Here is a 25,222-nt window from a genome sequence, read left to right on the forward strand (position 1 = left end):
TTGTGTCAGCGAGTGGGTCGGCGCAACACGGCGCCACCTTGAATGGGGCCGACCAGTGCGGCGTACTGGCCGAGCCATCCGCGTTCGGGAACTTCCCCCGCCGCACGCACCGGCCCGCCGTCACGCACCGGGTGCGTGTCGACCCGGCGGGCGTCGAGGTCGATTCTGATGATGTCACCGTCCTGCAGTCCCGCCAGCGGGCCGCCGTCGGCCGCCTCGGGCATCACCTGACCGACGACGAGACCGTGGTTGAGTCCGGACAGCTCACCGTCGGTGACCACCGCAACCTCCCCGCCCAGTCCGGCACCGTTGAGTGCGGCGACGAAGCTGGCCGCGAACACGGTGCCCGGCCCGCCGCGCGGACCCATACCGCGGAGCACGATCACGTCACCGCGCTGAATCCTGTTGTTTCCCAGTGCCGTAATGGCGGCGTCCTCGCCCACGAACACCTTGGCCGGCCCGGCGAACTGGCGGCGAGTGGCCTTGCCCACGCCGGCGACCTTGACGATGGATCCGTCCGGAGCCAGTGAACCGCGCAGGATGATCAGGCCTGGCTCGTCGTTGATCGGATCGTCGAGGTCATGCAGGACGTCACCGTCGGCGGGGCGGGCGTGCACGGCCCGTTGGGCGACGCTGCGGCCGTCGACGGTCATCGCGTCACCGTGTAACCGTGGCAGCAGTGTTCTCATCACCGTCTGAACGCCACCGATCCCATCGAGATCCCACACCTGGTGGCTGCCGTTGGGCCGGATCGCGGCCAGCTGCACCGCGTCTCGTCCGAGCTTCTCGAACAGTCCCACCACGTCGATGTCCAGATCGGCCTCGGCGGCGATGGCCGTCAGGTGCCGGATGCAGTTCACCGAACCACCCAGTGCCAGCGCCACTTCGATGGCGTTCTCAATCGAGTCTGCCGTGATGACCTGGCGGGCGGTCAGATTCTCCTCGACCATCGTCACAATCCGCCGGCCCGCGGCGGCGGCGCTGTCCAGCATGGCTGCCGAGTTGGCGCGGGTCGGCGCAGAACCGGCCACCGTCATACCCAGCGCCTCGGCCATACAGTGCATGGTGTTCGCCGTCGCCAGACCGGCGCACACCCCCGGCCCCTCGATCGCCTCGTCGGCGAGCTCGCCCAGCTGATCGATGGTCATGGTGCCGGCGGCGAGGGCGCCCACCGATTCGTAGACCGTGTCGATGTCGACCGAGCAGCCGCTGTACCGGCCGCCCTTCTGATAGCCGCCGATCACCACGATCGAGGGCAGGTCCAGGCGGGCCGCCGCCATCAGGTGCGCCGGGGTGGTCTTGTCGCACGACGACAGGAACACGATGCCGTCCAGGACCGCGCCCTCGACCGCGGCCTCCACGTCGTTGACGATCAGATCCCGGGTGGGCATGAGATACCGCGCCTTGCGGCCGGCGCTGGTGACGAAATCGCTGGGGGCCGTGGTGCGTATCTCAAATGGCAGCCCGCCGGCCTCGCGGATGGCGTCGGCCACCCGCAGCGCCACATCGTCGAGATGGGCGAAGCACACTGACAGTTTGGACGACGTGTTGACGATCGCGATCTTCGGTTTCTGTTGATCCTCAACGCTGATGCCCATCGCGCTCCACTGAGCGCGGCGGACCGCCCACCTGGTGCTGCCCGGGGTGAAGTTGCTGCGCAAACCGCCGCCGGGGGCACGCTCGAAGTTGTCGGTCACAGTTCCTGCCTTTCCGAGTATGCCGCGGCAGCGGTCACGGGTTCGAGTGCACTGCCGTTGGCGATCATCCGGGTCTGGATGTCGCGCACGTCGAGATCGCGGTACGCGGCACCGGACTCCAGCGACACGATGGTGGCCACCGCCGCCGCGTGGCCGTATTCGAAGCACTGCGCCGTGACGCGGGCCGAGGCCAGCGCCTGGTGTTCGGCACTCAGGCACCGGCCCGCGACGATGACGTCCTCACCGCGTTCAGGCACCAGCGCACCGAACGGCACGTCGTAGTAGTCGTCCAACAACCAGTGCAGCCGCGGCTTTTCGCCGTCGTGCAGTTCGATCGGCCAGGGGGAACGGCAGATCGAGTCCGCCCGTTTGGTTCCGTCCACCACGTCGCTGTCGCGCAAGGTCTGGACCCCGGCCACCGTCCGGGTCTGCCGAATTCCGGCTTCCACGCCGGTGTCGACGACAAACGCGTCAGCACATCCGGGCACAGTTCCGCAGAGAAAGCGGGCATAGTCGCGAACCTGTCGGCGGCCGCCGATCTCGGCAAGAGTGAAGTCGGCGGGGTCGATGACGTTGAGCATCCGGCCGTCAGGCGCCGTCAGCCTGGTGGCGTTGACCAGCAACTCCCTCGGCCGGCTGGTCGCGAAGATCCAGATCTTGTTGCGCGGCAGGTCAACACCGCCGGCACGGGCGTCGTCGATCGCCTCAGTCACCCACGCCGGACTGATGGTGTCATCGCCCCACGCCGCCCAGAATCTCTCCGTGTCGACGTTGCCCAGCCGGAAGAACATGGTCGGATTCTGGATACGTCCGTCGGCACCGAAGCGGTAGTCGCCGCCGCCGCGCGCCACGACCGCGCCGTCGCCGGACGCGTCGATGATTCGAGCGGCCCGTATCACGCCGACTCCGGCGTTGGATGCCACCAGCAGACCGCGGTAGTAGCCGTCCTCGACCAGGACATCGATTACCTGGGTGTGGAACAGGATGCGCGCGCCGGCGCCGGTCAGCAGCCCGTCGGCGGACTCGCGCCACATCAGGGGGTCGTGTGCCGCGGTGAAGGTTTTGCCGTATCGCTGTGGTTCGGTGAGACCACCGCGCGAGGTGAGCTCTGCAGCAAAACGCTCGGTGAAACCGTGGACCACCTGCTCAGGACGACGGGCGTCCTCGGACGCCAGGTACATCCCGCAGATCGTCCCCGACAACCCGGCCACTGCCGCCCCGCCGGCGAACCCGTACTTCTCGATCACCAGCACGTGCGCGCCCGCTTCGGCGGCGATCGTAGCTGCGGCAACTCCCGCCGCCCCGGCGCCGACCACCGCGACATCCACCTCGTCGAGCAGCGGAAAACGTCTGATCGCAGCCCCGCCGAGACCGAGATTCAACCGCCATTCAACCGATATATCAGTCATGGATGGACCGTACATTGGTGGTCGCGATATTGTCTACCCCGTGACAGTGGGCACCCAACGATGACCGGCACCATGCCCAACAAGGCCGACCAGGCGTTCCTTCAGATAGAGCGCTTGATCGTGCTGCAGGAGCTTGCGCCTGGCACGTTGGTGTCGGAGAAACAACTCATGGAGCTCACCGGGCTCGGGCGTACGCCGGTCCGCGAGGCGCTGCAACGCCTGGCGCGCGAGCGGCTCGTCGAGATACATGCGAATCGGGGCGTGCTGGTGTCCGCAGCCTCGATCGAGGCACAACTCAAACTGCTCGAACTGCGCCGGACATTGGAGCCGTTCGCCGTCCGGCTCGCGGCGCAGCGGGCCAACGCACAGCAGCGTCGCAGTGCGGCCGCACTCGCCGAGCAGGTTCTCGCCGCCACCACGTCGGTGGACGATTTCGCAACGTTCCTGCGGGACGCGCACGCGCTGGTGGTCAGCGCGACGCACAACGAATTCGTCGAGGTGGCGATGGCGCCACTGCAGGGATTGTCCAGGCGGTTCTGGTTCGCCAATCTCACCGACCCGCAACAAGATCTAACCGAAGCCGGCAAATTGCACACCGCGATCCTCGCCGCCATCGCGGCCGGAGACGCCGAAGCCGCTGAAGCGGCGTCGCTCGCGCTCAGCGACTACCTGTTGGCCTTCGCCTATGCCACACTGCCGCCCCGCGAACAGAGCTGACCAACAGCGCCCACCCGGTAACCCTGGTGAGCGCTGATCAACTCCAGGACTACCGAGAGAGCCGGGTCTCGGTCGGCCGCGAACACCGAAGCCCCGGCCTTCTAAGTGACGACTCGGAAGACTTGGAATTCGACGACGGGTCCGGGTTGGATGCGTCCTTGTCCGACGAAGATGGTTTGGTTGACCCAGGTGTATCGGGGGTCGCCGGATTCCAGGCGTGGGGTGGTGACGAAGTAGTGCTCGCCGAAGTCGGTGCCGGTGGCAGCGCCGCCGAGCGCGGCTGCGGCGGCGTCGTTGACCTCGACGAGGCCTTGGTAGCTCATGTAGATGACGGCGCCGTCGTCGGTGTAGAACTGGGCGCGCACGTCGAGTCGGCCGTAGCCGTCGTCGCCGGCCAGTAGCCAGTCGCCGCCGCCGGGGGCGGCGGTGCCGCTGAATCGGTTTCCGGTGACTTTGCCTCCGGTGACGGCGAGCACCTGGCGTAGTCCGTAGGGGCCCGGGCCGACGATCTGCGGTTCGGCCAGTTCGGCGGTGTAGGAGAACTCCGGCTCCAACTTCACTGGGCCACCCCCACTCCGGCGGCCGCCATCACAGCCGACATACCCTCTGCGATCACATCGCGCCCAAAGGCCTCGACCACAACGTTGGGGTTGAAGTACTCGCGGATCAGCACAACCTTGCCGTCCCGGATCCGCATGTGGGTGCAATAGGTGTTGGCGTAGATCTTGCCGGTTTGCGTGACCGTCGCCTTTCCGTGCAATTCCAGAACGAAGAGTTCGGGGTCGGTCGTGTCGTGCACGGTCAGCGAATCGATCCGAAGGTCCGGCACGGAGTAGAAAAACCAGTCGATGAAATGACCGATCAGGTGCCGGCCGGGGACGGTATCGGCGAGTGGCTCTGGTGCGAAAGGCATTTCCCAGACGGCATCCTCGGCGAAGATGTCCTTCCAAGCCTCTAACGCCTCGCCGCGAGGTGGACCGTCATCAAGGGCTGACCAGAATCGCTCAACCGTCGCGCGGTTGTCCGCTTGTACGCTCATGCGCCGCCTCCATCGTTTGGGTCGGCTGCTGTCTCAGCCGAGTGACCAAATCGACATTGCACGATCTGTCGTGAATAGTCAACAGTGTGTCGATGCTGTTTTCGACGGAGCGTTGATTACCACCGACTCCTCGTCTACTCTCGCTGGTGGACCTGCCGCCGTTCCGCGGCACTCGCGTACCCCACAAAAGAGGAATCGCCATGAAACCCACCAACAATCGCCTCTTCCGCCTGCAGCGGCGGCCGCAAGGTCAGGTCACCGAGAACGATCTCGAGTGGGTTGAGGAGTCCATCGGTGAACTTGCCGCAGGGCAGGCGCTGATCCGCACTCTGTACCTGTCGCTCGACCCCACGAACCGGGTTTGGATGAGCCAGTTACGTTCCTACATACCGCCGGTCGAGTTGGGCGCGGTGATGCGCGGCCTCGGTGTCGGGCAGGTTGTCGAAAGCCGGCGAGACGATCTCCCGGTCGGCGCATTCGTGCTCGGCTTCACCGGGTGGCAAGAGTATTGTGTCGCAGACGATTCCATCCTGGAGTTCCCGTTCACCGTTCTTCCCGACCCGCTGCCTGCGCCGCTGCCCGCATTCCTCGGGGTGCTTGGCCACACCGGCATTTCCGCGTTCATCGGTATCGAACTGGGCGATCCTGCACCGGACGAAACGGTTGTTGTCTCAGCAGCAGCGGGCGCCGTCGGTTCTATCGCCGGTCAGCTCGCAAAGCAGCGTGGTGCTCGGGTCGTCGGTATCGCCGGCGGCGCCGACAAGTGCCGACATCTGGTGGAAGAACTGGGCTTTGACGCATGCGTCGACCGGCACTCGGACGACTGGCGCGAGCAACTCGACGCCGCGACGCCCGACGGCGTCGACGTCGACTTCGAGAACGTCGGCGGCCCGATCATGGATCACGTCTTGGGGCGGCTGAACATCGGCGCGCGCGTGACACTGTGTGGTCTGATCTCGGAGTACGACACCTACAGCGAAAACGGCGAAGTACCGGGTCTGCGCAACGCCAACCAGTTGCTCATGCAGCGAGCCACGTTGCGGGGCTTCATCGTCACCGACCACATCGACCGCTACGCCGAAATCATCGGAAAGCTGGCCGCGGCACTGGGCGAAGGCTCGTTGACATACGACGAGACCATTGTCGAAGGCCTGGAAAACGCACGAGAAACCCTCAACGACGCACTGTCCGGCGGCACCCGAGGGAAAGCGGTTATCCAGGTCGCATCGCCCGTCGGCTGACGACGCGGCGCGTCATAGCACCAACACCCCAGCGCTGCGGGCCACCGCAGCACTGGGGTGAAAGCCGTTGCAAATCAGCCGATCTCGGTCTATTGAGGTGGCCGCACCTCACGCCGGAGGATCTTGCCGGTCGGGCCTTTGGGCACAGCCTCGACGAACCAGATTTCACGCGGGTATTTGTACGCGGCGATTCGGCCTCGAACAAAGGTCTTCAGTTCGTCGGCTTCGACATGCGCGCCACGTTTGAGTGCCACGGCCGCGCCGATCTCCTCCCCGAGTTCTGCGTGCTTGATGCCGATCACCGCTGCTTCCGCGACAGCAGGATGCTCGTAGAGCACTTCCTCGACTTCGCGCGGGTAGACGTTGTACCCACCGCGGATGATCAGATCCTTCTTCCGATCGACGATGGTGTAGTACCCGTCACCGTCGCGCGTGGCGATGTCCCCGGTTCGGAACCACCCGTCGGGGATGGCCTCGGCTGTTGCGTCAGGGCGGTTCCAGTATCCCTTCATCAGATTCTCGCCCTGAATGGCGATCTCGCCAGGTACGCCATCGGGAACGTCTGCGCCGTCATCACCGACGATCCGCAGCGCGCAACCCCGTACGGGTATTCCGATGGTGCCGGGTTTGCGCGGGTGCCCGGGTTGGTTGAAACAGGCGATCGGCGCCGTCTCGGAGAGTCCATATCCTTCGTAGACCTCGCAGTCGAACTTCCGCTCGAACGCTTTGAGAATTTCGACGGGCATGGGTGCGCCACCGGTGATACACGTGCGGAGCGAGGACATGTCGGTGCCGTCTGCATCAGGGCAGTGCATCATCGCGGCGTACATGGTGGGCACGCCCTCGAGGACCGTCACTCGATCGCGGGCCACCACCTTCAGGGCCTTCGCCGCGTCGAAGCGGGGTACCAGGGTGAGGAGGGCAGCGGCTTTGACCGCCGCGTTGAGTCCGCACGTGAGACCGAAGACGTGGAACAAGGGCAGGCAGCCGAGGATCACGTCTTCGGGCCCCACGTTGATCAAGGTGTCCACTGTCGTCGCGGCGTTGGTCGACATGTTCCGGTGAGTGAGTTCTGCGCCCTTGGGCCTTCCGGTGGTCCCGGAGGTGTAGAGAATGACAGCGGTATCGTCGTCAGCTCGATCAGTGGCTTCATGGATTGGGCTGCCGGACACGTCCATTGCACCGGTCGCGGGAACCAGTACCGAGCGAATCCCGACCTTCGCCGCCGCGGCTGACACGACGGCATCATTGCCATCCAAGCCGTACACCACCGTCATCCCCGAGTCGGTGAGGTAGTACTCGACCTCACGCGCGCTGAGCAACGGATTCATGGGTACGACCACCGCGCCGGCCAGCAGGGCCCCGTAGAACAACACCGGGTATGCGGGGACGTTCGGAAGTACCAGCCCGACCCGATCGCCTGGGAGGACGCCGTTGGCCCGCAGGTCGCCGGCGACAGCCGCGGCGCGGTGATACAGCTCTCGATAGGACAGGACGCACTCGTCCAGCTTCACGACGGGCCTGTCCCCGTGTTCGTGGGCTGTTGCGACCAGATTGCAGGCGAGATTGGACACGGTTGACTCCTGCTTCGACTAGAGAGCATGTCATTGCGCGGCCGGCGCGCGAAACCTGTTTGGGCCCAAGCACAGCACCGGACTTCACAGGTCAGGCCGACACCACCTTCACAGTATGTACGATATGTGCAGTATTATCAACACTGTGTTGATAATCTGGGGTGCCTCTCGGCCGTATGCCCGTCCTGCTGCGCTCGGTCTCCGCCCCGCGGGTTGTGCTGACTTATCATGTTGCGTATGGCGTCCACTTCACCTTTCAGCCTGAGCGCAGCGGAAACACGGGTGGGCCGACGAAACATCAAGGGCGACAGGCGCGAACAAGCCATTCTCGAAGGCGCTTACGACCTGTTACGCACCGTCCCACTGCGCAACATCTCGATCGATGACCTCACCAAGCGCGCGGGGCTGTCTCGGTCATCGTTCTACTTCTACTTCGAGTCCAAATGGCAGGTGCTCTCCGCGCTGCTCTCGCGGGTCACAGCCGATGTGTTCCAAGCGTCGCAGCTGATTTTTGAGCGCCCGGCAGGCATGCCGCCGGAGGCGGCCATCGCGCATGCCGTCAACGAGGTCATCCAGGTGTGGGAGCGGCACGGTCACGTTCTTCGTGAGGTGGGTGACGCCGCAGCGGCCGAGCCGGACCTGCAGACGCAATGGGACGCGATCCTCGGTCGCTTCATCGACGCGTCGGCTGCCAGCATCGAACGAGACAGAGCTGCCGGCGTGGCCATCGACGGGCCACCTGCCAGATCGTTGGCTGCCGCGTTGATGTGGATGGGCGAACGCAATCTTTCGTTGATGAGTCTGCGCAGCGAGAACGCAATTCCGTTGGAGAGCATGGCCGAAACGGTGACCACCATTTGGCTCCGGACGGTCTATGGCCTCGACTGGAAGCCTGCTGAAAAATCCACCAAACGGCGCAAGCCCTCCGCGAAGGCGTGATCGACGCCTTTCGCAGAGGGCTCACTCGTCTGACGCTATTGGTTGTCCAGGGCCATTTTTGTCATGTTCAGCCCAGGCAAGAGCATGTGGCCGCCCTCGACCAGCATCTCGAGGCCTGTCGTCCATCGTGATTCGTCGGAGGCCAGCCACAGCACCGCCTCGCTCATGGCCTGCGGCGGCAGCAGGCCCACGTCCCGCAGAACCGCCCAGTACTTCGCGCCCTGTAGATCCTCTTTGACGCCGTTTCCGGGGCCCTTGCCCGCGCAAAGATCATAACCGCCTTGCCAATCCAGGGCGGGCGTATCGGTGGGCCCGGGCAGCAGCGAGTTGACGCGGATGCCGTACTGGCCGAATTCGAGTGCTGCGCTCTTGGCCAATCCGAGTACGCCGTGCTTCGACGCAACGTAGTGCACGTAGTGGGGAGAGCCTTCGACGCCATTGCCCGACGAGGTGATGATCACCGAGCCACCTCCGCGTGCCTTCATGGCGGGAGTTACCGCCTTGAGGGTGCGCCAGGGGCCCATGATGTTGATATTGAGCACGTCCAGGAACTCGTCCTCGGGAATGTCCGCGAACGGGTGCACCGTCCAGATGCCCGCGTTGGCCACGGCGACGTCGAGTCCGCCGAAGGCCTGCACGCCCTCGGCGACCAACCGGTCCAGCGGGGCCTGCTCACGGACATCGCCCTGGTGTGCGATGATTCGCCGGCCCAGCGCCTCGACTTCCTTGACCGTGATCTCGAGATCGGCAGCCGTGGCGACGGGATAGGGAACCCTTCCGTCGGCCGGGCAGTCGAAGGCGAGGATGTCTGCGCCTTCCTGGGCGAGGCGGATGGCGTGTGCCCGTCCCTGACCTCGGGCCGCACCGGTGACCAGCGCGACCTTTCCTTCCATGCGTCCCATGTTCACTCCTTAGTTGGTGATTTGTTTACGGCCGGCCTGCCGGTGAGACCGCGTGTGGTGCAACGGGTATAGATCGAGGCCTCACCCGGCCGGCCTGATCAACTGGAGCAGGACATCGATTCCGGGCGGCTCGGTCCAGACATGTGTGGCGTCTCCCATCAGAATCGGTTCTGCGATCGGATCCGCGCGCCCGGGCCCCCGGATCGCGCAACCGACGAGTTCGGGGCCATCGGCGCGGTGTAGCCGTAGGGCCACGTGGTCAAGCTTTGCCGGTGCTCCGCCGAGAGCTGCATCAAGCGCGTCCTCGTCGTGGACCGTGTACAACTCGACCTCCGCCCCGGAAACGTTGAGGAACGCCGCGCTGAGGCTCATGGCCGGAACATCAACCGTGCGAGCAACTTCGACGCCAAACCGGTCACACCAATGTGTTCGGGCCGAATCCAGATCGCGCACGAGGATTCCGACGTGGTCGAGTCGAACAGGGCCAGCCGCCAGTGGCGAGGTCACTGACGGCCCGCCGCGACAAAGTGCGGAGCAAGGCCCGGCGTCGGCTCAGTCCAGCGCTGCGTGACGACCTTGGACCTCGTGTAGAAGCGGTAGCCGTCGTAGTTGAGCCCGTCATCTCCGAAGCGGGAGTCTCCCCATCCACCGAAGCCGAACCACGAAATCGGCACGGGGATAGGCACGTTGATCCCGACGCTGCCTGCCAACACGCCCCGGCTGAACCGACGTGCCGCCGTGCCACTGCCGGTGAAGATGATGGCACCATTCCCGTAGGGGTTGTCGTTGACGATCTGCAGGGCCTGCTCGAGATCGTCGGCCCGCACGACACTGAGGACCGGTCCGAACACCTCGTCGCGGTACAGGTCGCTCTCGACGCTGACGCGGTCGACCAGGCTCGGGCCGATGAAGTAGCCGTCACCTGCCGCAGGCCGGTCACGGCCGTCGACGATCAGTCGACCACCCTGCTCGACAGATCGTTCCAGTGCCGCACGGACCCGATCGAGGGCACCCGCTGAGATCAACGGCCCCATGTCGATACCCGACGCCGCGCCGTCGCCCACCCTGAACGCCCTTGCGCGGTCGGCAATCTTGTCCACCAGCGCGTCGGCCGCCGAGCCGACGGCGACCGCGACCGTCACGGCCATGCATCGCTGACCCGCGGCACCGTACGCCGCCGACACCAGTGCATCGGCGGCGGCGTCGAGGTCAGCGTCGGGCATCACCACAAGGTGGTTCTTGGCGCCCCCGAGAGCCTGCACCTTCTTGCCTGCCTCGGCCGAGCGCCGGTAAATCGCACGAGCTACCGGGGTGGACCCGACGAACGACACTGCCGCGACATCGGGGTGGTCGATGAGCGCCTCGGCTGCCTCTACGCCGCCGTGCACCACGTTGAGCACACCGTCGGGCAGTCCTGCCTGGCTCATGATCTGCGCCAACCGCACCGATGCCGAGGGCACCTGTTCACTCGGCTTGAGCACGAACGCGTTCCCGCAGGCAATCGCAGCCGCAAACATCGACACCGGCACCATGACCGGAAAGTTGAACGGTGTGATGCCGGCGCACACCCCGAGAGGTTGCCGGAAGGAATACGTGTCAACCCCGTTGGCAACCTGCTCGGCGTACTCGCCCTTGAGTTGCTGCACAACCGAAAGCGATACGTCGACGGCTTCGATCGAGCGCGCCAATTCTCCCCGGGCGTCCGCGAGGGTCTTGCCCTGTTCGGCCGTGATGATCGACGCCAAGTCGTCGATCTGCTCATGTAGCAGCACCCTGAAGCGGTGCAGCACCGATGCACGGACGGGGCCGGGAGTGTCGGCCCATGCCGCAGCGGCATTTCGCGCACTGACGACAGCTTCGTCGACGGCGTCGGCACCGCCCAATACGACCGTGCCGATCACGCGCCCCGTCGCGGGATCATGGATCTCGGCGCGTGGCCCCTCCACCGAGGCCACGGCGGCGCCGCCTATCCAATGCGGCACGGTGTCAAGAGATATATCGATGGTCACAGCAACTCCAATGCTCGGTGAGGCCAAATATCTGAAACGAGAACCAGACTCAGGCCTTCTGCTCGCGCGGATGCGGCAGGTCGGGGAACATCTCCAGGCCGTAGTTGACCTTCAGGTTCTCCACCTCTGCCTGCAGCTGCTCTGGCGTGCGAAGTTCACGGTTGCGTGCCTCGTAGAAGTACTTGTCGATGCCGCCGTTGGGCTCAAAACCGCTGCTGTCGGGCCCGGGCACAAACACCACGAGAATCCGGGCTTCGTCACCGACCACCTCATAGGTGTGCCGTTGATCCTTGCGCCCCCACACGAATTGGCCTTTCTTGGCACTGTACGAACCGGCCTCGGTGTGGATCTTGATCTCGCCGTCCATCACGAAGAACCCCTCCTCTTCGCGGTGGTGGATGTGCCACACCGGTTCGGTACCGCGCACCCAGTTGGTCTCGATGACAATCAGCTGGCCGCTGGTGGTCTCACCGGTCGCGTGGATCCAGAAGTCCACGCCCGTCATGAAGTCACCGGTCATCTTGAAGTGGATGTCTTCGCGGTGCGAGACATAGCTCTCGTCGCGTGTATTTGACGGTTGGATCTGGTCGACGTCCGACGTGGTGGCCATGTCAATCCCTCTTTTTCGGTGTGACGCCGTGCGCCGGTGTTCGGCGTCACGGCCTAGCGAGGTTGAGACTAGACTCACAGTCGAAGCTAGTCAACACACTGTCGATTTTGTAGCGACCACGTCGGCCAGCCGTGGTCAATCGATTACTCGACAATGTGTTGACTATCACCGACTCATGGTGCACTCTCAGATCCACCGCGGAGCTGAAGGCAGCTCTGCCCGAAAAAGGAGTGCAGTCAATGAAATTGGAGCTGGAGTTCTCTTACACCGCCGAACTGGCCGAACCGCAGATCGTCGGCCCGGGCCCCTACGGACTACGCCAGGTGCTCGCCGTCACCGGAGGCAAAGTCACCGGAAACCGATTCAGCGGCACCGCCGCCCCCGGCGGCGGCGACTGGCTACTGGCCGGCGACGACGGCTACGGCCGACTCGACGTGCGCGCCCAGTTCTACACCGACGACGGCGCCGTCATCTACATGAGCTACCAAGGCCTCGTCGAGGTCAACGACGCCGCCGCAGCCGCGCTCGGCGGCGCTGCCACCGGCACCGACTTCGGCGAGCACTACTTCGTCACCACCCCACGCCTGGAATCCGGCGACCCCCGATACACCTGGGTCAACCAAACCATCTTCGTCGGACAAGGACGCATCCAACCCGGACCCGTCGTCGAATTCCAAGTCTTCCGAGTCGTCGCGTGAATGTCCTGCATCCGCAGGTCCAGCAGCTTTTGCAGTCCCTTTCCGGGCGCCCTGCTCCGCAGCCGTGGGAGATACCGATCACGGCGTACCGGGAGGCCGGCGAGAAGTTGATCGCATTGGCCGGTGACATTGACAAGCGGTGCACGGTAAATGATTTCACGATCCCCGTCCGCCAGGGTTCGGTCACGGCGCGCAGCTACCGCCCGCCCGTGGCCGGCCCGGTGCTGCCGGGCGTTGTCTATCTTCATGGCGGGGCATTCGTCCGCGGAAGCCTAGACACTCACGATCGGCTCTGCCGAAAACTCTGCGTGCGGGGCGGGTTCGTCGTGATTTCCGTTGCCTACCGCCTGGCTCCGGAAGCCCGGTTTCCCGCTGCTCACCACGACGCCGCCGACGCCACAGCCTGGGTGAGTGAGCATGCCGACGAACTGGGCATCGACGCCGAAGCTCTTGCAGTCGCGGGCGATTCATCGGGGGGCGCATTAGCGGCAAGCGTTGCGCTCGCCTCGCGAGAACAGGGCCCTCCAGTCAGGGCCCAGGGCCTGCTGTGTCCCGCACTCGATGCCACCATGAGCAGTGACTCCGTTCAGAAATACAAGGACGGCCCGTTGCTGACCCGGGCAGCACTTGAATGGGCCTACGGCATGTACATACCTGAGTTCGACGACCGTGATTCGAGCCTCGCATCACCGCTGCTGACGCAGAACCTCAAGGGCGCCCCGCCTGCCGTGATCGTCAGCGCCCAAGTGGATCCCGTCGCCGACGACGCCCAACGCTACGGTGAAAAGCTCACTGCGGCGGGGGTAAACGCAGAATTCCATGAGTACGAGGGCATGCCCCATAGCTTCCCGTTACTGGCAGGCGTACTCGACGATGGCGATCACGCCATCACGGTATTCGCGACGGAACTCGCCGCGCTGCTCAGATAGATGTCCGGCGCGACCCTCTGGAAGCACGCGCTCTATCAAATATCCATCGGCACAACATATTACCGACGCACCGGGACGCCAACGCAGCGATTCATCGTCGGATGCCAACTGCCCCTTAAACCGTGGCTGATTGCGATCCGGTGTGAAATCCGTGCTCTGCTACCAACTTTTGCCCTGAGGCGCGTAACCCATCGGTCCATCCAGTCCAACCAGAGGAAACCAACGATGATTCCCTTTCCGGGTGACGAGTTTGCGCACCTGCCAAAACGCCGACATCTCGTCCGCTCGACCGGAATCTGGGTCCGCGCGATGATCGTCACCATGTGTGTCGCTGCGGCAGCATTGATTTCGTCCACCGCGCCGATTGCTCGAGCTGACGAATCCCGGTACCTGGCGTTCTATACGCCACCGAGTCCACTGCCGCCGGGCGCGCCGGGCGACATCATTCGCACGGAGCCTTCCAGGCTGGTGCTGGAGCCTTCGGGGCAACTTGGCTCATTCGTGGGGACCGGAACGCGAATCATGTATCGCAGCACCGATGCTCAAGGGCATGCCGTGGCGGTGACCGGGACGTACATCGAACCTCACGTCCCATGGCCCGGCAGCGGACCCCGCCCGTTGCTCGCCTACGCAACCGCCCCGTACGGGATGGGAGAGCAGTGCGCTCCGTCTCGCCTGTTCAACCAAGGCATCCATGCCTCTTTGGACACGGGTTTCGACCTGATGTTCAATGTCGAGGAGGGATTCATCGCTACCCTGTTGGCGCGGGGCTTCGCGATAGTGGTGACCGACGGTGTCGGACTGGGAGTTCACGGTCAGATGGCGCCACAGTTTCTGAACCGGGTAGCCGGCGGGGCTGCACTCAACGACGCCGCGCGGGCAGCGATGAAATTGCCCGACACCTCGTTGAAGGCCGGTGGGCCCGTAGCCTTCTGGGGCTGGCTGGCGGGCGGCGGGCATTCGGCGTTGGCAGCGGCCGAGTTGGCCGGCACGTATGCACCCGAACTCAACGTTGTCGGAACCTACGCCAATGGAGCGACGACCGACCTGCCCAGCATGTTGCCGCCGCTTGACGGGAACCAGCTCGCCGGGTCGCTCGGTTGGGTGCTGCGAGGTATCCAAGAGGCGTATCCCGATATGACACAACCTATTGCGGATTCCCTTACGCCGCGCGGTGCGGAAATGCTGGCCAACACCAGTCGGCAGTGCATGATCCAAACCGGCATCGACTACGCATTCCGGCATCTCCAGCCATGGTTCAAGAAGGATCTCTACCAATCGGTGCGGGAGGAGCCGCTCGCCTCGATCCTGGCGATGCAGCGGATCGGGAACGTGAAACCCGCCGGACCGGTTTACCTTTCACACAATCGGTGGGACTCCTTCGCACCGTATGAGTCGGTCGTGGCCACCGCGCGAGATTGGTGCGCGCTCGGAGCCGACGTCACGTTGTGGACAAATGAACAACCACCGTTTCTCAACAAAATGAACACCAATGCACTGCTGACGGCCTTCGTCGACGGCGAGCGGAGCATGGCGTGGATCGCCGACCGCTTCAACGGGGTGTCCACCACACCCACCTGCGACCAACTGTTGCGGTGACCGCCCAAGCCACCGGAGCCGGTCAGGTTGGTGCCGGCGATGTAGGGCGGCCACCGAGTTGCCGGTGTGCGCGGCTTACCGATCTCGGCACAGCGTTCTTACGGGCGAAGGCCATCGACCAGAATCCGCACCAACCGACCCCGCTGATCCTCATCCCGATCCGGCTGCTCCCCTATCCACGCGATGGCCGCGGCCATATCGAGCACATCATCGATGTCGGCATCATCCCGCACCGCGCCCGTATCCACCGCCCTGGCAAGCAACGCAGCGCCGGCCGCCCGCGACGCCCGGCAGGCATCCTTGCCGTCGTCATCATCGTCTGGTGGGGCCACCAAGCTCCGCGCCAACCCGTCGAACACACCGGCCTGCCCGATGTAGACCGTCAACCACTGCGCAAGAGCGGCAACCGGATCGGGGTGGTCGGTCAATTTGACGCCCAGCGCGGCGATTTCGCGCAGCCCGTCTTCGATGACCGCGAGAACCAGCCGATCCCGGGTGGGGAAATGGCGGTACAGAGTTCCGGGCCCGACTCCGGCGCTGCGGGCGATGTCGTCCAAGGACGTCGCGACACCAGAGCGCAGGAACGCCGCATACGCCGCGTCGAGCACCTTGCGTCGGTTGCGCGCCGCATCGGCCCGCATGGGAACCCCCTCTCGACAAGCGGAGACTGTCTCCATATAGTGAGTGGAGACTGTCTCCGGATAATACTCATCCCCAAGGAAACCATGCGAATCACCGGCACCGCCTTAACCGAACCCGGTCACCTTTCCAGTCTGCTCACCGCCGTCAGCGATGCCGAACAGGCTGGATTCAGCCGGGCCTGGTTACCGCAGATGCCCACACTCGCCGGTACCGCACCGTGGGATGCACTCACCACGTTGGCACTGGCCGGCCAGCGGGCCACCCGGATCGAGTTGGGCACCGGCGTCGCGATCGCCTACCACCAGCACCCGCTGACGCTGGCGCGTCAGGCATTGACGACCAACGCCGCCGTCGGTGGCCGATTGACGCTCGGTCTCGGCGTGAGTCATCCCTCGATGATCGAAGCTCTCGGGTACTCCTATGAGCGCCCTGCGCAATATCTGCGGGAGTACCTCGAGATCTTGATCCCTGCGCTGGCCGGAGAACCCGTCGACTACCACGGCACCCGGCTCACCGCTGTCGGCCAGGTGGATCTGCCCACGGCGCCGGCACCCACCGTCGTGCTCGCGGCGCTCGGACCACGGATGCTCGACCTCGCAGGCTCGATGAGCGACGGCACGATAACCACCTGGACCGGCCCTAAGACCTTGGAACACAGCATCGTTCCCCGCATCACCGCGGCGGCTGCCGCAGCTGGGCGTCCGGCACCACAGGTGGTCGCAGGCCTGCCGGTGATGGTGACACCCGATCCAGAGGCGGGCCGGGCCTCCATCGCGACTGCCTTCGCGATCGCCGGGCAAGTGCCTGCCTACCGGACGGTGCTGGACGCCGAGGGCGTCAGCGGCGTCGCAGACGTCAGCATCGTGGGCGACGAGGAACACGTTGTCGCGCAATTGCGTCGGTTCGCCGAAGCCGGCGTGACCGAATTCGCCGCCATGCCCTACGGCAACCCTGACACCGTCAAGCGCACCACCGCACTGCTGGCCGGAACGCGGTTGTGACGCACCATATGCACCGCCAAGGAAGGTTGACTGAACCATGACTGATCCGACCCTGGGCACCTTCGGCGTTTTCGGACTCTTCGAGCAGTGGAAACAACTCACCGCTGCGCAATTGAGGGATATCGAGGCGCTCGGCTATGGCGCGATCTGGGGAGGCGGCTCGCCGCCTGCCGACCTCGGCTGGGCCCAGTCAGTCCTGGAGGTGACCGAAAATCTGAAGGTGGCAACGGGAATCGTCAACATCTGGTCGTCCGCCGCCGGCCCCGTCGCCGAATCGTTCCACCGCGTCGAGGCAGCCCACCCTGGACGGTTCCTGCTCGGGATCGGGGCCGGGCACCCCGAGCTGATCGCCGAATACAAGAAGCCCTACGACGCGCTCAACGAGTACCTCGACAAGCTCGACGAGTACGGCGTGCCCAGGCATCAGCGCGTCGTCGCCGCGTTAGGCCCACAGGTGCTCAAACTGGCAGCACGCCGCAGCGCGGGGGCCCATCCCTACCTGACCACCCCGGAGCACACCGCCCGGGCGCGTGCCTTGATCGGACCCGATGCGTTCATCGCTCCCGAACACAAGGTGGTGCTGACCACCGACGCTGCGCAGGCGCGCGCTGTCGGGCGCGACCATCTCGGCGCGTACCTCAAAGGGACCAACTACGTGAACAACTGGAAGCGGTTGGGGTTCACCGACTCCGACGTCGCCGCGCCCGGTAGCGACGCCCTGATCGACGCCCTCGTCGCGTACGGCAGCACCGATGCAATCGCGGGCAGGCTCAAGGAGCACCTGGCCGCCGGTGCGAACCATATACCTGTGCAGATCCTCACCGATCCTGACGAGCTGGTGCCTGCGCTCGCCGAGCTGGCCGGACCACTGGGCGTCAGCTGATCCCGATCCGCTACGCCCCGCGGTAAGCGGCCTGCAACTCGGCGATGTCGAACTTGCCCATGGCGGCCATCACGGCAGCCATCAGCCGCCTTCGCCCCCGACACTGTAGGCCGCGCGGTCTACTCCGCGTCGTAGTCGGCGGTGCGGTCGTAGACCACCTCGAAGTCGACGTGGACGCCGCACAGCGCACCGTCGGTGTTGCGCGTCGCGAAGACCGTGTAGCGCCCGTCGCCCCAGCCGGACCAGCAGGTCACATAGTTCTCACCGGCGGCTTCGAACAACGGAATGTCGTACGGCGCAACATGGTCTTCGGCGGTCTCGTAGGCATGCTCGGCGAAGACCACTTCGTCGAACCACCCCGAGGTCTGCTCGTACGGCAGTGCGTGGATGCGTTTCGTCTCGGCCGCGTCGGCCACGCCCACGGTGGCGCAGTCGACGGGCACGCAATACATCCGGCCGGGTTCCGGGGCGGGTTTGCCGGTGGGTACGACGCCCTCGATGCTCGCCGGTGGATCGTCGCGCACACTCACGCTGAGGTAAGCCACCCGCAGGTGACTACGGTCGAGTCGTTCCGACACGTCGGCAATGGTGAGCCGTACCGGATGTACCCCGACGGGGAATTCGGTGACGAAACCCTGCCCGAAGTTGATCGGGTCGGCGATCTCGATCTGGCCGGACGTCACCGTGAGCATCCCGGCATCGCGGATGGACAGTATGCACGCCCGTTCAGCGAGCGGCGCCACGCCGGTACGCAGCGCGTAGAAATCACGCAGCCGCATCAGCGCACCAGTTTGCTCGCAGTGCGGCCGAACTCGATGAGCCGCACCATCTGCTCAGACCCGCCGTCGCCCTCCGACTTGGTGAAGGTGAGCTGCTCCGGATAGAGCTCGGTCTTCTTGGATCCGCGAATTCGCTTGGCGTAGTCGTTGATACCGACGTAAAGCCGCAACTCGACGCTGTGCAGGACTCGTCGCCCTGCCTCGGTGCGGTAGCGCTCGTCGAGCGAGACGTCGTAGAGCCAGGACAACGGGATCACGCGTAGCTCCGACTCGAAGAGCGGCAGCCCGGTTTCTTGCGCCCGCACGTCGTCACCCATCCACAGGATCAGCCGATCGCCGTCGATCACGGCGACCTCCTGGTAGAGCGCGCGGCCCCAGTTCCGCTGTCTGACAAAGCGTTCGACCGTGAATGCCTGCACCGCTTCGAATTCGACGACGCCGCGCAGCACCTCGAGGGCAACCGCAGCATCACGCAGGTGCGCAGGGAGCGCCCCTTCGAGAGTGCGGAACGGGGCCCAGTCCCCGTACGGTTCCAGGTCGGTGATCAATTGCGTCACCACCGATTGCACCTCGGGCTCACACCCGGACTCGGCCCACAGCTGGGCCCATTCCGAGTCCGGCCGGGCCACTTCACGCAACGCGGCGACCGCCAGGATGCGTAGGTCTTCGGAAACCTCGAATTCCTGGTCGTTCTCAAGTGATTCGGGCCCCATGCTGGTATCGATGACCGGCCCGCCCGGCATCAACGCGGCAACGACCGCGGCTGCGGCGACGACCTCTTCGCATTCGCGGTTGTCGAGGACGTCAGCGCCACGCACCTGCTCAAAGGTTCGTTCGAGGAATGCCAGACGTGCGCCCGGGGCGATGTCGTCGAAGTCGTTGGCCCAGTCGCCTGCCGTGTCGTTGTCGAACGGTCCGGTGCCCCATGCTCCCACTTTGCGAAATCCCTTATCTGTGTCGAGGATTGCGTCGTCCACCGAACGCATGTCGTCGCGCACCCACACGCTCGGCGGGTGATCGGCGACCGGAAGCCACATGAGAGGTTGCCGGTCGGCGAAGTACGCATCGAAACCCGGTTCACCCGGATAGCGGCCGGCGCCGTCGGGCCATACCACTTGCAGGAAATCCACCGTGTTGACGCCGTTGAAGAACAACGAAATGCCGAACTGGCTCTGGTGCCAGCTCGGGTGGATGGGCATGAGCTTCACCCAGTAGTCGTCGGCGTCGACATCGCGCAGTCCCATGGCCCCGGAGAACCGGTCATGGGGAGCCAGCCGATGGCCGCAGGCCTGCGCACGGTCCACGATCTGATTGAGCACGGCGGCCATCAGATCGAATTCGCCGACACCGTAGATCGCGAGTTCGGGTTGCCGGTGGGTATGCCACAGCCCCGCGGTGAACGCGTGAGGCGGAGGTTCGTCGGGTGTGGTGGGCCCGATCCCGACACAGTGGTGGCCGTGCCGGTGCACGTCGGCGATCAGCTTGCGGTCGGAGTCGTCGTACCTGTCGCGGTTCCCGTAGTCGACGCAGACGATGCAGAGGCATTCGTTACGCGACACCGCAGCCACCAGCGATCACATCGTCGCGGCATCCACGTTTGCCATACATGACATCAATGCATATCACACAGCGCTTAGCGCAGTCACCGCGATTTGCCTCACGCGCAGCATGGCAAACTTCTACACGCTAGCCGGCGTTGTTGTAGGCAGCCTCCAACTTGGCGATGTCGAACTTGCCCATGGTGGCCATCACGGCAGCCATCAGCCGCTCTTCGCCTTTCGAGTCCCCCTTGGCGAGCAGGTCGTAGTACTCGGTCGGGGTGATCTGCCACGCCAGCCCGTACTTGTCCTTGAGCCAGCCGCAGGGCAGCTCTTCACCACCCTCGCTCAGTGCGGCCCAGATTCGGTCCAACTCGTCCTGACCGGTCACCCGGACCTCCAGGGAGATGGCTTCGGTGAACTTGAACTGCGGCCCACCGTTGATACCGACGAATCGCTGCCCGTCGAGTTCGAACTCGACAACCAGCGGCACGTCCTGTGCCGGCTGCGAGGCGATGGTGCCGACGATCCTGCCGTTGCCGCCGAAGGCCGCGATGTAGTGTTCGGCGGCCTCTTCGGCCTCACGGTCGAACCAGAGGTTGGGAATGATGCTCGCGCTGATTGAGGTCATGCCGGGTAGACCCGTGGCGGGTGAGGAACTCATCGCCGAGTGGCCAATTATGCCCGCAAACCTGCCTGAACGTGTGTCATAAGTGGCCGCTCGACGACGAAGACAAGCCAACAAACTCCCATTTCACAGACCGCACCTGGACAAATTTGCAACGTGTTCTATTATCGCAATTCATGAAGACCAAGGGCGCCCTGCTGTGGGAACTCAATTCGCCGTTCAAGGTCGACGAGATCGATCTCGGTGACCCCGTCGCCGACGAGGTGCAGATCCGGATGCACGCGGCCGGCATGTGCCACTCCGACTACCACATCACCACGGGTGCGACGCCGATCGGCCTGCCCGCACTCGGCGGCCATGAGGGCGCCGGCGTGGTCACCAAGGTCGGCAAGAACGTCACCGGCATCGAGGAGGGCGATCACGTCATCCTCGCCTTCATCCCGGCGTGCGGCACCTGTCCGCCGTGCCTGAAGGGTTTCCGCTCGCTGTGCGACCGCGGTGCCGTGCTGCTGGGCGGCAAGGCCATCGCCGACGGCACCAGCCGCATCCACGCCGGCGACCGCGAGGTGTCGCCGATGAACCTGCTCGGCACCTTCGCCCCGTACATGACGGTGCACAAGGATTCGGTCGTCAAGATCGACAAGGACATCCCGTTCGAGACCGCGGCCATCATGGGCTGCGCGGTGCCGACCGGTTTCGGCTCGGCCACCAACGTCGCCGAGGTCAAGCCCGGCGAGACCGTCATCATCGTCGGGGTCGGCGGGATCGGCATGAGCGCGCTGCAGGGCGCGGTGATCTCGGGCGCCAAGCACGTCATCGCGATCGACCCCAACGAGTGGAAGCGTGAGCAGGCCATCAAGTTCGGCGCCACGCACGTCTACCCGTCGATGGCCGAGGCCATCGCGCCGATCATCGACGTGACCTACGGCCTGATGGGCGACAAGGTGATCATCGCGGTCGGCGAGATGAAGGGCGAGTACATCGAAGAGGCCCTGATCCTCACCGCCAAGACCGGCACGTGTGTGGTGACGGGCATGGGCTCGATGATGGACGCCGACGTCAAGCTCAACCTGTTCCTGTTCACCATGTTGCAGAAGACGTTGAAGGGCAACATCTTCGGTGGTGGCAGCTCGCATGTGGAGACCCCGCGGCTGGTGGCGCTGTACAAGTCGGGCCTGCTCAACATCGACGACATGATCACCCGCACCTACAAGCTCGAGGACATCAACCAGGGCTACCAGGACATGTTGGACGGCAACAACATTCGCGGCGTCATCAAGTTCGACGAGTCGGACTGGTAACTTTTCCGCCCAACTTTGCCTGCCCAGCAGACGTGAAAGTCCCCCGGAAATCGCTTTCCGGGGGACTTTGGCGTCTGCTCGGCAGAGAGGTTACTTGGGTGGCATCCGGATGCCGCCGTCGACGCGGACCACTTCGGCGTTCATGTAGGAGTTGGTGATCAGCTCGATCACCATCGAGGCAAGTTCTTCGGGCTTGCCCAGGCGGTGCGGGAACAGCACCGACTCACCGAGCTTGGCCTTGAACGCCTCCGACGCCTCGCCCTCGCCATAGATCGGGGTGTCGATCAGGCCTGGCGCCACGGTGTTGACGCGGATACCGACGGCCGACAGGTCACGCGCGACGGGCAGGGTCAGGCCCACGACGCCGCCCTTCGACGACGAGTACGCGGCCTGGCCGATCTGACCGTCGAAGGCCGCGACGCTGGTCATGTTGACGATCGCGCCGCGCTCGCCGGTGTCGGTGAGCTCGTTGCGGCTCATCGCGGTGGCGGCCAGGCGGATGGCGTCGAAGGTGCCCACCAGGTTGATCGCGAGCACCTTCTTGTAGGCGTCGAGGTTGTGCGCCGACGCGAACTCGCCGTCCTTGCCGATGGTGCGTTGGGCCCAGCCGATGCCGGCCGAGTTCACCAGGGCGCGCAGCGGGCCGAGCTCGACGGCCTTGTTGACCGCGGCCTCGATCTGGGCGGTGTCGGTGACGTCGACGCTGACGAACGCGCCGCCGATCTCTTTGGCGAGGGCCTCGCCCTTCTCAGCCTGCAGGTCAGCGACGACGACGCGTGCTCCCTTGGCAGCCAACTGGCGGGCTGTTGCCGCGCCGATACCTGATGCGCCACCGGTGACGATTGCGCTAGCTCCGTTGATATCCACGATCGACAGACTAAGCCCCTGGCCAGTGCCTCGATCCACCGGTCGGTTGGCCACCGGTCGCTAGGCTGGGCCCATGTCCCCGATCGTCGACATCCGCCGCGCCGACGACCGTGGCGCTTCCACGACCGACTGGCTGCAGTCGCGGCATTCGTTCTCGTTCGGCGATTACTACGATCCGTCCAACACCCATCACGGGCTACTGCTGGTCAACAACGACGACATCGTCGCGCCGGCTGCCGGATTTGACACCCACCCCCACCGAGACATGGAGATCGTCACGTGGGTGCTGGAGGGCGAACTGGCCCACAAGGATTCGATGGGCAATTCCGGTGTCATCTATCCGGGCCTGGCACAACGCATGTCGGCGGGCACCGGGGTGCAGCACTCCGAGAAGAACGGATCCGACTCCGCGCCGGTGCATTTCGTGCAGATGTGGGTGCTGCCCGACGAGACCGGGGTGACTCCGGGCTATGAGCAGCAGGAGCTCCAACTCGGCAGCGCCCTGACGCCCATCGCGTCAGGCGCCGTCGATGCGGCCGTCTCTCTGCATAACCGCAACGCCACGTTGTTCGGTGCGCACCTGCGCCCCGGGGACACCGTCCAACTGCCTCAGGCCAAGTATGTGCACCTGTTCGTGGCGCGGGGCGCGCTGACGCTCGAAGACGCCGGCGAGTTGACGACGGGCGACGCGGCCCGACTGACCGACAGCGGAGGACAACGGGTGACGGCGGCGACGGACGCTGAAATCCTGGTGTGGGAGATGCATGCGGGCCTGGGCGGCGCGTAGCGCAATCGCAGCGGTCATGGTCGCGGCGGCGGCCTGCAGCCCCCAACCCGAAGAATCCAGCCCGGCCCAGCCGCTACAGCCCACCCGGTCCGACTCACCCGCCGGAACGAACACGATCACGCTGCGGGTGCCCGCCGACTTGGCGCAGGCACCGTTCGACCGGCCGCGGCAGGTCGAGATCCCCGCAGGCTGGACCATGGAGGTAGTCGCCCGGATCCCGCGGGCCCGGATGGCCGCGTGGGCCCCGGACGGCCGGCTGCTCATCTCACTGCCCGGCTCGGGTCAGGTGGTGCAGGTGCTGCCCACCCGGGAGGTGCTGCTCGACGGCCTCGACCAACCGCACGGGCTCGCGTTCGTCGGCTCCACGCTCTACGTGGCCGAGAGCGACCAGATCGACGTCTACGACTATGCCGATGGTCGCGCCGGCAATCCTCGGACGGTCGCCGGTGATCTCCCCGACGCCAAGAGCCCCGACTTGCACGGCGCCTACGCCCACGCACTCAAGAGTGTCGCGGTGGGGCGCGACGGCGCGGTGTACTTCTCGATCGGGTCGACAGGCAACATCTCGGCCGAGGATCGTACGGCCGATCCGCCGCGAGCCACCATCATGCGCGTGCCGCCCGGGGGCGGCCCGGCCGAACCGTTCGCGACGGGTGTGCGCAACGGCACGGGGCTGGCATTCGCACCCGACGGGACGTTGTGGACCGCGGTGAACAACCGGGACAACGTCGCCGATCCGGACGGCCGGGTGAACCAGGACTACGTCGACGACCATCCGCCCGAGTCGGTGGCCAAACTGACACCGGGGCGCGAATTGGGTTGGCCCTACTGCAATCCCGACGGTCCCGCGCCCGCGGCGTTCATCCGTGACGTGCAGACCAACGCGGACGGGAGCAAGCTGGACTGTGCGGCCCTGCCACCGGTGGAACAGACGCTGGCTGCGCACGCCGCCCCGCTCGGCATGAGCTTCACCGAGCTCCCGCGGTTCGGGCCCGGCGCCCTGGTGGGCGTGCACGGGTCGTGGAACCGCGAGCGGCCACAGCCACCGGAGGTATCGTTCTTCGCTTGGCGCGACGGCACATTGGGCCCGCAACAGACCTTGGTCGGCGGATTCCAGAGTGACAACGGCACAAGGTGGGGCAGACCGGTCGCCGCCGTCTTGGGGCCCGACGACGCGGTGTACATCACCGACGACTACGCCGACGCGGTGTATCGGTTGGTACCCGCGCCGGGCTCATGACACTCCGAAGCTCACTGGCGCTGCTGTACCGGCTCCACACGCTGTGACGAGCGTGCAGGCTTTCGAGGCGCAACGGCCGAGATCACCACGAAAACCTACACATTCGTCACAGTGTTCCGGAAGGGACATATGCCACGAGCCGACTACCCGCAGAGCCGTCACAGCTAACTGCAGTCTGCGGCACCGGTCAGCC

Annotated in this window: 25 protein-coding genes; 11 read left to right on the forward strand and 14 right to left on the reverse strand. The window is 65.2% G+C overall.

Annotated elements, in window-relative coordinates; translation table 11 throughout:
• Nucleotides 1-5: 5 nt before the first annotated feature.
• Nucleotides 6-1,697 carry a dihydroxy-acid dehydratase gene (locus tag G6N67_RS10120; RefSeq protein WP_036432428.1) on the reverse strand — a complete coding sequence of 564 codons (1,692 nt, stop codon included), beginning with the start codon at nt 1,695-1,697 and terminating at the stop codon, nt 6-8.
• A complete protein-coding gene (locus G6N67_RS10125) occupies nt 1,694-3,106 on the reverse strand; it encodes an FAD-dependent oxidoreductase (RefSeq protein ID WP_051578913.1) in 1,413 nt (470 codons plus the stop codon). The genes G6N67_RS10120 and G6N67_RS10125 overlap by 4 nt, the downstream gene beginning before the upstream one ends.
• 60 nt (nt 3,107-3,166) lie before the next feature.
• On the opposite strand from G6N67_RS10125, the gene G6N67_RS10130 reads away from it, so the two are divergent.
• On the forward strand, nt 3,167-3,823 hold the full coding sequence (locus tag G6N67_RS10130) for a GntR family transcriptional regulator (RefSeq protein ID WP_036432427.1): 657 nt from the start codon (nt 3,167-3,169) through the stop codon (nt 3,821-3,823).
• A 101-nt stretch (nt 3,824-3,924) separates the two neighbouring features.
• On the opposite strand, the gene G6N67_RS10135 is transcribed toward G6N67_RS10130, so the two are convergent.
• Both G6N67_RS10135 and G6N67_RS10140 read right to left on the reverse strand, forming a co-directional pair.
• Entirely contained in the window at nt 3,925-4,383 is a 459-nt protein-coding gene (locus tag G6N67_RS10135; RefSeq protein WP_036432425.1) for a DUF3237 domain-containing protein, read from the reverse strand.
• Nucleotides 4,380-4,862 (reverse strand): nuclear transport factor 2 family protein, encoded by a 483-nt coding sequence (locus tag G6N67_RS10140; RefSeq protein WP_081812515.1) that lies wholly within the window; start codon nt 4,860-4,862, stop codon nt 4,380-4,382. Before G6N67_RS10140 ends, G6N67_RS10135 begins: the two co-directional genes overlap by 4 nt.
• A gap of 200 nt (nt 4,863-5,062) precedes the next feature.
• On the opposite strand from G6N67_RS10140, the gene G6N67_RS10145 reads away from it, so the two are divergent.
• Nucleotides 5,063-6,103 carry an NADP-dependent oxidoreductase gene (locus tag G6N67_RS10145; RefSeq protein WP_036432421.1) on the forward strand — a complete coding sequence of 347 codons (1,041 nt, stop codon included), beginning with the start codon at nt 5,063-5,065 and terminating at the stop codon, nt 6,101-6,103.
• 89 nt (nt 6,104-6,192) lie between these two features.
• Here G6N67_RS10145 and G6N67_RS10150 read toward each other — a convergent pair whose 3' ends face one another.
• Nucleotides 6,193-7,677, reverse strand: a complete 1,485-nt coding sequence (locus G6N67_RS10150) for a long-chain-fatty-acid--CoA ligase (protein WP_036432420.1) — start codon at nt 7,675-7,677, stop codon at nt 6,193-6,195.
• Between the two features lie 228 nt (nt 7,678-7,905).
• Between G6N67_RS10150 and G6N67_RS10155 the strand changes: the two genes are divergently transcribed.
• Complete coding sequence (locus G6N67_RS10155; RefSeq protein WP_235684119.1) at nt 7,906-8,616, forward strand: TetR/AcrR family transcriptional regulator; 711 nt, start codon at nt 7,906-7,908, stop codon at nt 8,614-8,616.
• A gap of 35 nt (nt 8,617-8,651) precedes the next feature.
• On the opposite strand, the gene G6N67_RS10160 is transcribed toward G6N67_RS10155, so the two are convergent.
• The 4 genes from G6N67_RS10160 to G6N67_RS10175 all read right to left on the reverse strand — a co-directional run bounded on the left by G6N67_RS10160 (nt 8,652) and on the right by G6N67_RS10175 (nt 12,137).
• Nucleotides 8,652-9,518 (reverse strand): mycofactocin-coupled SDR family oxidoreductase, encoded by an 867-nt coding sequence (locus tag G6N67_RS10160; RefSeq protein ID WP_036435471.1) that lies wholly within the window; start codon nt 9,516-9,518, stop codon nt 8,652-8,654.
• An 81-nt stretch (nt 9,519-9,599) separates the two neighbouring features.
• Nucleotides 9,600-10,025, reverse strand: coding sequence for a VOC family protein (locus G6N67_RS10165; RefSeq protein WP_051578686.1), 426 nt, complete (start codon nt 10,023-10,025; stop codon nt 9,600-9,602).
• Entirely contained in the window at nt 10,022-11,527 is a 1,506-nt protein-coding gene (locus G6N67_RS10170) for a CoA-acylating methylmalonate-semialdehyde dehydrogenase (protein WP_036432416.1), read from the reverse strand. Before G6N67_RS10170 ends, G6N67_RS10165 begins: the two co-directional genes overlap by 4 nt.
• Before the next feature lie 49 nt (nt 11,528-11,576).
• Nucleotides 11,577-12,137 (reverse strand): cupin domain-containing protein, encoded by a 561-nt coding sequence (locus G6N67_RS10175; RefSeq protein WP_036432414.1) that lies wholly within the window; start codon nt 12,135-12,137, stop codon nt 11,577-11,579.
• Nucleotides 12,138-12,376: 239 nt separating this feature from the next.
• Between G6N67_RS10175 and G6N67_RS10180 the strand changes: the two genes are divergently transcribed.
• From G6N67_RS10180 to G6N67_RS10190, 3 genes are all read left to right on the forward strand, one after another.
• Nucleotides 12,377-12,835 (forward strand): DUF3237 domain-containing protein, encoded by a 459-nt coding sequence (locus G6N67_RS10180; protein ID WP_036432412.1) that lies wholly within the window; start codon nt 12,377-12,379, stop codon nt 12,833-12,835.
• The gene (locus tag G6N67_RS10185) at nt 12,832-13,764 is read left to right on the forward strand and encodes an alpha/beta hydrolase (RefSeq protein WP_036432411.1); all 933 of its coding nucleotides are present in this window, start codon (nt 12,832-12,834) and stop codon (nt 13,762-13,764) included. Before G6N67_RS10180 ends, G6N67_RS10185 begins: the two co-directional genes overlap by 4 nt.
• 309 nt (nt 13,765-14,073) lie before the next feature.
• Nucleotides 14,074-15,363 carry a lipase family protein gene (locus tag G6N67_RS10190; RefSeq protein WP_036435468.1) on the forward strand — a complete coding sequence of 430 codons (1,290 nt, stop codon included), beginning with the start codon at nt 14,074-14,076 and terminating at the stop codon, nt 15,361-15,363.
• Nucleotides 15,364-15,461: 98 nt separating this feature from the next.
• Here the strand turns inward: G6N67_RS10190 and G6N67_RS10195 are convergent, their stop codons facing one another.
• Nucleotides 15,462-16,004 (reverse strand): TetR/AcrR family transcriptional regulator, encoded by a 543-nt coding sequence (locus tag G6N67_RS10195; RefSeq protein WP_051578685.1) that lies wholly within the window; start codon nt 16,002-16,004, stop codon nt 15,462-15,464.
• Nucleotides 16,005-16,088: 84 nt separating this feature from the next.
• On the opposite strand from G6N67_RS10195, the gene G6N67_RS10200 reads away from it, so the two are divergent.
• Nucleotides 16,089-17,006: a TIGR03564 family F420-dependent LLM class oxidoreductase gene (locus G6N67_RS10200; protein ID WP_036432408.1), complete on the forward strand. Its 918-nt coding sequence runs from the start codon at nt 16,089-16,091 to the stop codon at nt 17,004-17,006.
• Between the two features lie 37 nt (nt 17,007-17,043).
• Nucleotides 17,044-17,889, forward strand: a complete 846-nt coding sequence (locus G6N67_RS10205; protein ID WP_036432406.1) for an LLM class F420-dependent oxidoreductase — start codon at nt 17,044-17,046, stop codon at nt 17,887-17,889.
• A 119-nt stretch (nt 17,890-18,008) separates the two neighbouring features.
• On the opposite strand, the gene G6N67_RS10210 is transcribed toward G6N67_RS10205, so the two are convergent.
• The 3 genes from G6N67_RS10210 to G6N67_RS10220 form a co-directional block, all read right to left on the reverse strand.
• Complete coding sequence (locus G6N67_RS10210) at nt 18,009-18,668, reverse strand: DUF4241 domain-containing protein (RefSeq protein ID WP_036432404.1); 660 nt, start codon at nt 18,666-18,668, stop codon at nt 18,009-18,011.
• Nucleotides 18,668-20,227 carry a DUF4262 domain-containing protein gene (locus G6N67_RS10215; RefSeq protein ID WP_163642161.1) on the reverse strand — a complete coding sequence of 520 codons (1,560 nt, stop codon included), beginning with the start codon at nt 20,225-20,227 and terminating at the stop codon, nt 18,668-18,670. Before G6N67_RS10215 ends, G6N67_RS10210 begins: the two co-directional genes overlap by 1 nt.
• 127 nt (nt 20,228-20,354) lie before the next feature.
• Nucleotides 20,355-20,870, reverse strand: a complete 516-nt coding sequence (locus G6N67_RS10220; RefSeq protein ID WP_230022193.1) for a VOC family protein — start codon at nt 20,868-20,870, stop codon at nt 20,355-20,357.
• 140 nt (nt 20,871-21,010) lie between these two features.
• Here G6N67_RS10220 and G6N67_RS10225 point away from each other — a divergent pair, with 140 nt between their 5' ends.
• The gene (locus G6N67_RS10225; RefSeq protein WP_036432400.1) at nt 21,011-22,135 is read left to right on the forward strand and encodes an NDMA-dependent alcohol dehydrogenase; all 1,125 of its coding nucleotides are present in this window, start codon (nt 21,011-21,013) and stop codon (nt 22,133-22,135) included.
• A gap of 90 nt (nt 22,136-22,225) precedes the next feature.
• On the opposite strand, the gene G6N67_RS10230 is transcribed toward G6N67_RS10225, so the two are convergent.
• Complete coding sequence (locus tag G6N67_RS10230; protein WP_051578684.1) at nt 22,226-23,002, reverse strand: SDR family NAD(P)-dependent oxidoreductase; 777 nt, start codon at nt 23,000-23,002, stop codon at nt 22,226-22,228.
• A gap of 73 nt (nt 23,003-23,075) precedes the next feature.
• Between G6N67_RS10230 and G6N67_RS10235 the strand changes: the two genes are divergently transcribed.
• Nucleotides 23,076-23,789 (forward strand): pirin family protein, encoded by a 714-nt coding sequence (locus tag G6N67_RS10235; protein WP_036432398.1) that lies wholly within the window; start codon nt 23,076-23,078, stop codon nt 23,787-23,789.
• The gene (locus G6N67_RS10240) at nt 23,767-25,029 is read left to right on the forward strand and encodes a PQQ-dependent sugar dehydrogenase (protein ID WP_036432396.1); all 1,263 of its coding nucleotides are present in this window, start codon (nt 23,767-23,769) and stop codon (nt 25,027-25,029) included. Before G6N67_RS10235 ends, G6N67_RS10240 begins: the two co-directional genes overlap by 23 nt.
• The last annotated feature ends 193 nt before the right edge of the window (nt 25,030-25,222 follow it).

The sequence above is a fragment of the Mycolicibacterium mageritense genome (genome assembly GCF_010727475.1).
Lineage (GTDB): Bacteria > Actinomycetota > Actinomycetes > Mycobacteriales > Mycobacteriaceae > Mycobacterium > Mycobacterium mageritense.